8 protein-coding genes and 1 tRNA gene are annotated in these 9,862 nt (G+C 71.0%); 4 read left to right on the top strand and 5 right to left on the bottom strand.

Annotated features, from left to right (window positions below; translation table 11 throughout):
- On the bottom strand, positions 1-363 hold a 363-nt coding region (locus tag WN71_RS33755), incomplete at its 3' end, for a helix-turn-helix domain-containing protein (RefSeq protein ID WP_143074907.1).
- Positions 364-698: 335 nt separating this feature from the next.
- On the opposite strand from WN71_RS33755, the gene WN71_RS33750 reads away from it, so the two are divergent.
- Positions 699-1,160 (top strand): hypothetical protein, encoded by a 462-nt coding sequence (locus WN71_RS33750; RefSeq protein ID WP_046588675.1) that lies wholly within the window; start codon positions 699-701, stop codon positions 1,158-1,160.
- Between the two features lie 161 nt (positions 1,161-1,321).
- Here the strand turns inward: WN71_RS33750 and WN71_RS33745 are convergent, their stop codons facing one another.
- A complete protein-coding gene (locus tag WN71_RS33745) occupies positions 1,322-2,923 on the bottom strand; it encodes an outer membrane protein assembly factor BamB family protein (RefSeq protein WP_167382987.1) in 1,602 nt (533 codons plus the stop codon).
- Positions 2,924-3,407: 484 nt separating this feature from the next.
- A complete protein-coding gene (locus WN71_RS33740; RefSeq protein ID WP_052743116.1) occupies positions 3,408-4,442 on the bottom strand; it encodes a glycoside hydrolase family 26 protein in 1,035 nt (344 codons plus the stop codon).
- 238 nt (positions 4,443-4,680) lie between these two features.
- On the opposite strand from WN71_RS33740, the gene WN71_RS33735 reads away from it, so the two are divergent.
- The 3 genes from WN71_RS33735 to WN71_RS33725 are packed head-to-tail and all read left to right on the top strand — an operon-like array spanning position 4,681 to position 8,739.
- Positions 4,681-5,223 carry a hypothetical protein gene (locus tag WN71_RS33735; protein ID WP_052743115.1) on the top strand — a complete coding sequence of 181 codons (543 nt, stop codon included), beginning with the start codon at positions 4,681-4,683 and terminating at the stop codon, positions 5,221-5,223.
- 25 nt (positions 5,224-5,248) lie between these two features.
- A complete protein-coding gene (locus tag WN71_RS33730; protein WP_052743114.1) occupies positions 5,249-7,423 on the top strand; it encodes a bifunctional polysaccharide deacetylase/glycosyltransferase family 2 protein in 2,175 nt (724 codons plus the stop codon).
- Positions 7,420-8,739, top strand: coding sequence for an acyltransferase family protein (locus WN71_RS33725; protein ID WP_240529862.1), 1,320 nt, complete (start codon positions 7,420-7,422; stop codon positions 8,737-8,739). Before WN71_RS33730 ends, WN71_RS33725 begins: the two co-directional genes overlap by 4 nt.
- Before the next feature lie 118 nt (positions 8,740-8,857).
- Here WN71_RS33725 and WN71_RS33720 read toward each other — a convergent pair whose 3' ends face one another.
- Positions 8,858-9,424, bottom strand: coding sequence for a Uma2 family endonuclease (locus WN71_RS33720; RefSeq protein WP_046588672.1), 567 nt, complete (start codon positions 9,422-9,424; stop codon positions 8,858-8,860).
- A 284-nt stretch (positions 9,425-9,708) separates the two neighbouring features.
- Positions 9,709-9,781: transfer RNA gene (locus tag WN71_RS33715), tRNA-Arg, on the bottom strand.
- Positions 9,782-9,862 lie beyond the last annotated feature (81 nt).

Genomic DNA, 9,862 nt, shown 5'->3' with positions numbered 1-9,862 from the left:
GGGTGGGTCGGCGGGGGTGGTCACGGCCGCGGGGCCGTCGGCGCGGTCGTCGCCGTCCGGCTCCGCTCCCGTCCGTGGCCGCTGTCGGGCGCTCACCGCGAGCAGCCACCGGCGGTGCAGTTCGAGGCGCTCCTCGGGGGTCGCCCCGCAGAAGGCGGCCATGCGTTCCACGGGGGCGTAGTCCTGCGGCACCGCGTCCCCCGCGCAATAGCGGTGCAGCGTCGAGGTGTTCATGCTGAGGCGCCGGGCCAGGGAGCCGTAGCTCCGGTCCGTGCGGTCCTTCAACTGGCGCAGCAGCGCCGCGAACCGCTCGACGTCGTCCCCGGTCGCCACCGATCCCCGCCTTCCCAACCGTCCCCGCATCCCAGGGAGTTCATATACCTGCACGTCAGCTGGGCTGGGATGGTTCCACCGTCGCCGGCGGGGCGTTCCGCGTTGCGCCGGGCGGCGGTGACGGCTGATGCTCCTGGTGTCGCACCGACCGGGTCCGGCCCGACCAGCCGGCGGCGGGAGACACCCCACCACTCGTTCCCGGGGCACCGCCATGCCCCGGCGCTCGGGTCCGCCCGGACCGCGGCACCACCGCCCTCCCCCACGGGGGTGGGGAGAGCGGCCCACCGACCGTCGAAGCCGCCGCCCGGCGCGCTTGCGCACCACGCGAAAACACGTCCGCACCACGCGAAAACAGGGGAAGACACATGAACAGCAAGGCCCGCACCATCCTGACCGCCGGCGTCGTCGCCGTGGCCCTCGGCATCGGCGTCACCACCCAGGCGTCCGCCGGCGCCCCGCGCACCGTCAGCGGCAAGGCCTCCGACGACATCACGCGCATCGCCGACTTCTACGGCACCTACATCGACGCCGAGCTGGACAAGGACGGCGACAACCTCCCCGAGGCCCTCCGCGCCCACTACCTCACCCCCGCCTTCCAGAAGCAGCTGGCGGCCTGGGAGAACCGGGAGCACGCCGACGGCGTCCTGCGCGCCCAGAACGTCCCGAGCGCCTGGAAGGTGACCGACAACGGCACCGTCGGCAACCACCGGGAGGCCCTGGTCACCCTCACCTGGGGCGGCGGCACCACCACGAAGCTGGTCGTCGACATGACCCGCGACACCCACCGCATCTCGCGCATCGGCGAGAAGCCCGCGGCCGGCAAGTAGCCCCGCCGCTCGCGGGCAAGCAGCTCCGCCGCTCGCCCGCGAGCAGCTCGAAGGCCGCCCACGACGACCCGTGGGCGGCCTTCCGTCATGCTCTCGACGCCGGTCGGTCCGGTCCGGTCCGGTCTTTTGACCCGTCCGTCCGCGGCGGCGTACCGGCCTGCCTACCGGTAGAGCCGCACCCCGCCGTTCGAGCCGAGGGCGTTCAGTTCCAGCACGCCGCCGTCCGCGGTGACGTACACCGTGCCGGAGGTGAAGTTCCACTTGCCGGTGCCGGTCGGCAGGCCCGCCACCGGGGTGGTGCGGCCGGTGCGCCGGTCGATGGTGACGAGCTGCCTCGGGCCGGACGTGGTGACGGCGTACACCGCGCCGTCCGCGCCGTCCGCCGGGACGGCGAGCGCGACGGAGTGCTCGGACCAGAGCTTCGCGCCGGTGGTGGTGTCGAAGCCGTCGACCGCCGTGACACCGGCGGACGAGGCCGGGGTGACCAGGACGTTGCCGTAGAGCCGGGCGGAGTGGTCGGCGGTGGTGTCGTTGCCGGAGGTGAGCTCGTCGTTGCCCACGGCCAGCTTGCGGCCGGACCCGGTGCTGTCGAAGACCCGTACGGCGTCCTGGTTCGCCGTGTGCACGGAGGCGATCAGCGGTGAGCCGGACAGGATGTGGGGCACGTCCGAGTGGGCCTTCTCGGTCTTCCGCCAGATCACGTTCCCGGTCTTCCCGTCGTACGCGGCGAGAGTGAAACGGTTCTTCTTGTCGAGGCAGAAGTCGTCCACCAGAACGACGCCCTCGGCGCCCCAGTCGTAGGCGTTGCAGTAGTGACCGCGGGCCCGGTAGCCCCAGACGCCGCTGCCGGTGCCCGCGTCCACACCGCCGAGGAAGTTCTCGCTGACCACGGTGGCGACGTCGCCCTGCACGAAGGTCGTCGCGGTGGTCGCCGCGGGGTGCTTGGCGCTGGTCAGCGGCAGGGACCAGAGGATCTTGCCGGTGGACGCCTTGATCCCGGCCAGCCAGGTGCACGTGCTGCCGTCGGTGCCGAAGGCGACCGTGCCGATGCCCTTGGAGTTGACCGTCGGCGACATCGCGCAGGGGACCGTGCCGTGCTTGGCGTCCTTCGCCGACGGCTTGGCGTGCCACACCTGCTTGCCGTCGGTGAGGTCGTAGGCCCGAAGACCGCCCCGGCTGCCGGCCCGGACCAGCAGCTTGTCGGTGAGCCAGCTCCCGATCAGCGCGTCGTCGGCGGCGGGCGCCGAGATCTGCCACGCCTGCGTCAGGTTCTTCGAGGCGACGGCGGCGGCGTCCTCCTGCTGGAGCAGGACGGCCGCGGTTCCGCCGGCGGCGGCGAGGACGGCGAGGACGAGCACCAGCCTGCCCACCCGCCGGGTCTTCCCGGGCCGTGCGCCGCCCGCGCCCGCGGGGGACTGCGGCTGCGCGGGAGACGCCCCGGAGCCGTCCGGGGCCTTTCGGTCGAGGACGTCGACGCCGGGTTCGGGGACCCGCAGCGCCATGGTGGCTTCCCAGCGCGGGGCGGCGGGCCGGTCGTACCTGTCCGCCGACGCTCCTCCCCGGCCGTAGGCGTCCGCCGACGAGCGCCCGTCGCGGCGCCCACCGGCCGACGGCTGCCCGTCGCCGTACGCGTCCGCCGAAGGCTGCCCGTCGCCGTACGCGTCCACCGACGGCCGTCCGTCGCCGTACGCGTCCACCGACGGCCGTCCGTCGCCGTACGGATCGCCCGGCGTCCCGCCGCCTCGGTACGGATGCGCCGTCACGTGTCCGTCGTCGTACGGGTCCGCCCCGGGATAACCCCCGTACGGATCCGCCGACACGTGTCCGTCGTCGTACTGACCCGGAGCGATGTGTCCGCCCCCGTAGGGGTCGGACGGCCCATGTCCGTCGTCGTACCGGTCCCGATCCGCCTCGGAACGACCGCCGTACGGTCCCGTCGGCGCGCCCCCGTCCCACGGCGCGGCCGGCTCCGTCCGGCGCCGTTCCCGGAACGGCTGTGGGCCGGCGGCGGACCTGCGGGGCCGGAAGGCCCAGTCCTGGTCCTCCTGCGGAGCCCCCTGCCCCGGCGACGATTCCGTCGTCATCTCCGTGCTCTCCCCTGGTCGGGCATCCGCGTGTGCCAGCCGCGGTGATGCGCCATGGTAAAGGTCGTTTCCTGCGGGCTTGCGCACGGCTTCCCCCGCCTGTCCCGGATCGGCCGTTCCTGCCGGATCGGCTGTTCCTGCCGGATCGGCCGTTCTTGCCGCATCAGCCGTTCTTGAATGAATGGCCGAACTTGTTCCGGGCCTTCTCCACCTGGAACGCGGCCCGCGCGCCCACCGAGGTGCTGATCCGCCAGTCCATCAACTGCTTGCTGCCCGGCCAGTTCTTGCGCTGGTCGTACCAGACGAGCCCGATGACGCCCGCCTTCGCGGCGCCCTGGAACAGGTCGCGGATGTCCGCTTCCTTCTGGGCGCTCTGCGCCACCCCGGTCTCCGCGATCAGCACCGGCTTGTCCGAGAAGCGGGCGATCTCCCGCAGGGTGGGGGTGAACAGGCTGGAGAAGGCGACGCCGTCGATCGGCCCGTAGTAGCCGATGAGGCCGACCCAGTCGACGTAGTCGTCGCCCGGGTAGTACGGGCGCAGCTTCGCGGTGGTGCCGGAGTCGACCACGTGCGGGGTCCACACCCAGATCACGTTGGTGACGCCCTGCGCGTCGAAGACGTCGTGCAGGTGCTTCCACGCGGCGACGAAGTCGGCGGCCTTGGTGTGCTCGGGGCCCCAGGAGTTCCAGGGGCCGTTCATCTCGCCGGCGAAGGAGAGCGCGAGCGGGCCGTCGTAGGAGGCGATCTGACCCGCGAGCCTGCGGATGTAGGCGTCGTCCTTGCCCGCGGCGATGTCGGCGAGCGGGGTGTCGTCGGGCACCATCGCCATCATGGGCAACTGGCCGTGCTTCCAGAGGAACGCGTTGCCCTCCGCGTCGAAGTCCTCGCCCCAGGAGCCGTAGTACTCGCGGATGTCGGGAGACCGCCCGGCCTCCTTGGTGAAGGTGTCGACGATGCCGTACTGCCAGGGCGTCTTGTCGTCGACGACGCCCAGCGCGCGGCCGGACGGGTCGAGCAGGGACGACGAGACCCGGTAGTGCGCGGCCGGGGCGCCGGTCGGGTCCGCCTTGGCGTCGCCGCCGCCCCCGCTTCCACCGCCGCTTCCGCCGCCGCAGGCGGCCGCCAGGAACGAGACGGCGACCAGCAGGATCACGGCGACCGTCGGGCGGCTGCGGCTGCGGCGGCGGGGTATGGCCATGCGACGAGGTCCGATCGGGCGGCGGGTGGGCGACACACCGAACTCTACGAGACCCGCGTGACCTTCATCGAATCTTCATATTAATCTTGTGACGAGATCAGGATCGGTCGAATAATCTCCCTTTCCTGGCAGATGCATGTCTTTTCAGCACTACAAGCACCAGCCGCTGCTCGCGTCGGCGCCGGATCGTGCGCCGGAACGGCAGATGCGACAGGACCAAGGAAGGCTCGAGGCCTCGATGACCAGTACCTCCCCGGAGGTCGAGCCCGCACCCGTCTTCGTCGACCAGAGCGGTCAGCGCGGCCGCCGACTGCGCGGCCTCGGCTGGCTCGTGGGCATCGTCTGCGCCGGGTGCGTGGTGGCGATGTCCTCCGGCCTGGTCGGCATCCAGTCGCAGGCCCCCGCGCTCAAGGTCCCCGACACCGCGGACACCACACCGCCCAGCCAGTACCTGAACGCGCCCCTGCCCGCGGCTCCCGGCGCCACCGCGTCCGAGAGCGGGACCGGGGCCACCGCGCCCACCGCCACCGCGACCGGCGACGCGGCGTCCACCGCCACCGCGACCTCCGGCACCACCGTGCCGGACACCGCGACGACGACGGCCGGTACGACGGCCGGAACGGCGGCCGGTACGACGGCCGGCACCACGGCGTCGGGCACCGGCACCGGAACCGGAACCGGAACCGACACCGCCCAAGCGACCACCTCCGACGCCACCGCGACCGCGACGACGAACGCCGGTACGGGAGCCTCGGGCTCCGTGACCGGCGCCGCGCAGTAGCCGGCCGCGACCGACCAGGAAGTCAATGTCCCGCTCCCGCCATCAACGCCCCCGCCAGTCCATCGCGCGGCCGCGCCGACTGGCCGCGCCTCCCCTGCGCTTCTTCCTGCCGCTGACCGTCCTCGCGACCCTGCTGGCGCTGATGGTGCTCCGGGGCATGGCGAACAACGAGGTCTTCCACGACGACAAGATCGCCACCTCGGTGGACAAGGGCACCGTCCCCGACGGCGTGCTGGAGGGCGGCCCGATCGTCGACGCGCGCGGCGACAAGAACGACAAGCCGGTCAGCTACACGATCCCGGACAAGACCGTCGTCCTCAGCTTCGACGACGGCCCGTCGTCCCAGTGGACGCCGAAGATCCTCGAGGTGCTGAAGAAGGAGAACATCCACGCCGACTTCTTCGTCACCGGCTCGATGGTCACCCGCAACCCCTCGCTGATCCGCAAGGTCGTGGCCGACGGCCACGAGATCGGCCTGCACACCTTCACCCACCCCGACCTGGCGCTGCACTCCGGCACCCGGCTCACCTGGGAGCTGGGCGAGACCCAGCTCGCGCTCGCCGGTGTCGCCGGCATCCACTCCAGCCTGTTCCGGCCGCCCTACTCCTCCACCGCGGACGCGCTGGACGACTGGTCGTGGCCGGTCACCAAGCAGGCCGGGTCGGAGGGGTACCTGACCGCCTTCATCGACAAGGACACCGACGACTGGAAGCGGCCTGGCGTCGACTCCATCGTCAAGGCCGCCATGCCCGACCTGCCCGGCCAGGGCGAGATGATCCTGCTGCACGACGCGGGCGGCAACCGCTCCCAGACGCTCGCCGCGCTGCCGATCATCATCGAGAAGCTCAAGGCCCAGGGCTACACCTTCAAGACCATCGGCGAGGCGATCGGCTCCGGCTCCGCCAACAGCAAGGTCAGCACCTACAACCTGTGGCTCGGCAAGGCGTTCCTGTGGTGCACCACCTTCTCGGTGTGGCTGCTGCCGTGGCTGGTCGGCCTGCTCGCCGTCGTCGGCGTGCTCGTCATGGCCCGGTTCGTGCTGATGCTGCTGCTCTCGGCGATCCATGTGCGCCGCACCCGCAAGAAGGGCTTCTCCTGGGGCGACCCGGTCACCGAACCGGTCACCGTGGTGGTGCCCGCGTACAACGAGCAGGAGTGCATCACCAACACCCTGCTCTCGCTGGCCGCGAGCGACTACCCCATCGAGGTCATCGTGGTCGACGACGGGTCGACCGACGACACCTCCGCCATCGTGGAGGAGCTCGACCTGCCGATGGTCCGGCTGATCCGCCAGCCCAACAGCGGCAAGCCGACCGCCCTCAACACCGGTGTGGCCGCGGCCTCGTACGACCTGATCGTGATGATGGACGGCGACACGGTCTTCGAACCGTCCACCGTCCGCGAGCTGGTGCAGCCCTTCGGCGACCCGCGCGTCGGCGCCGTCGCGGGCAACGCCAAGGTCGGCAACCGCGACACGCTGATCGGCGCCTGGCAGCACATCGAGTACGTGATGGGCTTCAACCTGGACCGCCGGATGTACGACGTGCTCAACTGCATGCCGACCATCCCCGGCGCGGTCGGCGGCTTCCGCCGCTCCGCGCTGGAACAGGCCGGCGGCATGAGCGACGACACCCTCGCCGAGGACACCGACGTGACCATGGCCCTGCACCGGGCCGGCTGGAAGGTCGTCTACGCCGAGAACGCGCGGGCCTGGACCGAGGCGCCCGTCAGCATGAAGCAGCTGTGGTCCCAGCGCTACCGCTGGTCCTACGGCACCATGCAGGCGATGTGGAAGCACCGGCACTCGGTGCTGGAGCGCGGCGCGGCCGGCCACTTCGGCCGGGTGGGCCTGCCGTTCGTCGCCCTGTTCATGGTGGTCACGCCGCTGCTGGCACCCGCCATCGACATCGGCATGATCTACGGCGTCGTCTTCGTCGACGCCTACAAGACGCTGGCCGCCTGGTTCGCGGTGATGGCCCTCCAGGCCGTCTGCGCCTGGTGGTCCTTCCACCTGGACCGGGAGAAGGCGTGGCATCTGATCACGCTCCCCGCCCAGCAGGTGGTCTACCGGGTGCTGATGTACATGGTGCTGCTGCAGTCCGCCATCACCGCCCTGACGGGCGGCCGGCTGCGCTGGCAGAAGCTGCGCCGCACCGGTGAGGTCGGGCTCGATGTCACGACGGGGGCGACGTCTTCATGAACACTGCCGGACAGGCCGGACAGGCCGGACGAGGCCGAGGTGCCTACGGCACACCGGACCCCTTCCAGGTCATGGCCGTGGACTCCTCCCAGACCATGGCCCTGCGGGTGATCGACCCCGCCGTCTTCCCCACGCAGCGCGACGCGGCGCCCGACGAGGCCGTCCCGGAGCCGGCCCGCAAGCCCGGCCGCGACCGCTACCTCGACCTGCTGAGGGCGCTCGCGCTGGTCCGCGTGGTGATCTACCACAACTTCAGCTGGACCTGGCTGCCGATCGTCTTCCCCTCCATGGGCGTGATGTTCGCGCTGGCCGGATCGCTCACCGTGCGGTCCCTCAAGCGGCCGCCGCTGAGCGTGATCCGCGGCCGGCTGCGCCGACTGCTGCCGCCGATGTGGCTGTTCGGCGCGGTCGTGGTGCCGCTGATGCTCCTCGAGGGCTGGCGCCCCGACATCCACCACACCAACTGGTGGTGGGCGGACCTGGGTTACTGGATCCTGCCGGTCAGCGAGCCGCCGTTCGGGGCGACGCTGCACACGTTCGGCGGGCATCTGCCGAGCTCCTGGGCCGAACAGATCTGCGTGCCGCTGTGGTACCTGCGCGCCTACCTCTGGTACGTCCTGCTGTCGCCGCTCCTGCTCAAGGCGCTGCGCAAGCTGCCCTGGGTCACCCTGCTCGCCCCGCTGGCGCTCGCGTTCGTCGTCAACTCCGGCCTGATCGACCAGTCCGGCCGGCTGATGGAAGCCACCACCGACTTCACCACCTTCGGCTCCTGCTGGGTGCTCGGCATGGCCCACCAGGAGGGCCTGCTCCGCAAGATCCCGCAGTACGTCGTGCCGTCCCTCGCGCCGCTGGTGCTCATGTTCGGCTTCTGGTGGCTGATGCGGGCGCCGGTGGACAACCCCCGCTTCGGACACGACCTGGAGGCCGTGCCGGTCGCCCAGGCCATCTGGTCCTTCGGCGCCGTGCTCCTGCTGCTCCACCTGAGCCCCTCCTGGGAACAGTGGCCCAAGCCGCTGGAACGCTTCAACGGCGTGATCACCCTGCTCAACTCCCGCGCCGTGACGGTCTACCTGTGGCACTCCTTCGCCCTGGTCCTGACCGAGCCCCTGATCGACCCGCTGTGGAGCAACACCTTCCTCTACGACCACGCCCAGTGGCTCCTGTCCAGCCAGTGGACCCCGCTGGTCCTGGCCGTCCCCCTGATCTGCCTGGCGATCCTCCTCTTCGGCTGGATAGAGGACGTGGCCGCGAAACGCCGACCGCGGCTGTTCCCGTATCCCCGCCGCGAGAAGGGCGGCCGACGCCGGGGCCGATGACCGCGGGCGCGCGTTCTCCGACGCACGGCGGTCCCGTGTCCGTTCGAGTCGAACGGACACGGGACCGCCGTGTTTTCCGGGGGATGCCCGGTGCTGCCGCGCGGTGTTGTTTCCGTGGTCAGATCTGGCCGAGGTCGATCTCCACCGGGAAGGGGGCCGCCACCTTGAGGACGCCGGGGAACACGTCTCCGTCCCGGTAGGTCTTCGTCGCGGGGTCGAGAACGTAGGTGTACACGAGAGGAACGCCTGTCGCGGCCTGCTCGATCCGCCAGTAGAAGCCGATTCCTGCCTTGGCGTACTGGTCGACCTTGACGATCCGGTCAGTGGTCTCCGAGCCGGGCGACACCACCTCCGCGACCAGCAGCACGTGCTCAGGGCGGGTAGGGGTGATGTCGATCGTGTCGGCGCGATACACGACGACGTCCGGGCGGCGGTTGGTGAGCGGGACGTCCTGAAGCCGGACGTCGAAGTCCGTGTCGGCGTTCCACTCCGGGCCCGCGGCGGCATCCAGGGCGTTCGCCAGAATCCGGGCCAGCCGATTGTGCCGCTTGGACGCACTCGGACTCACGACGACCATCCCGTCCACGATCTCGATGCCGTCGCACTGCTCCTCGGACCAGGAGTCGTACTCCTCCGCCGTGATCTGCTCATGCATCCATGCCGGGGCCACCATCTCGGCCGTCATGAAGCACCTCCCGGACACTGTGCTGCGGGCCCGATCCCGCTGGATTCAGCGTACTGTCCGCCATCCGTCCGGCACGCTGATCTCGCCCACACCCCTTCCCGGCGGCTGCCTCGTCGCGCTACGTGGCGGACGGCCGCACCTGCTCACCGGCAGGTCACGATCGCGATCCGCAGTTCCCCACCTGGCGCCCCGTCCGCTCACGCAAACGGCCCCGGACGGGGAGTCCGGGGCCGAACAGAGGGCCCCCTGGGGGAGAAACCCCAGGGAGGCCGCATAACGCGTTGTGCCCCCGGCAGGATTCGAACCTGCGACACCCGCTTTAGGAGAGCGGTGCTCTATCCCCTGAGCTACGAAGGCGTGGGTGGAGCGTGACCGTGGTGGTCACAGGCGTCAGCGTACCGGATGCGGGGAGCAGGGGAGCGGGGGTCAGGTCAGGGG

The sequence above is a fragment of the Streptomyces mangrovisoli genome (assembly GCF_000974985.2).
GTDB classification, from domain to species: domain Bacteria; phylum Actinomycetota; class Actinomycetes; order Streptomycetales; family Streptomycetaceae; genus Streptomyces; species Streptomyces mangrovisoli.
The sequence above is the reverse complement of the archived record's forward strand: the minus strand, read 5'-3'. Positions and strand labels throughout refer to the sequence as shown.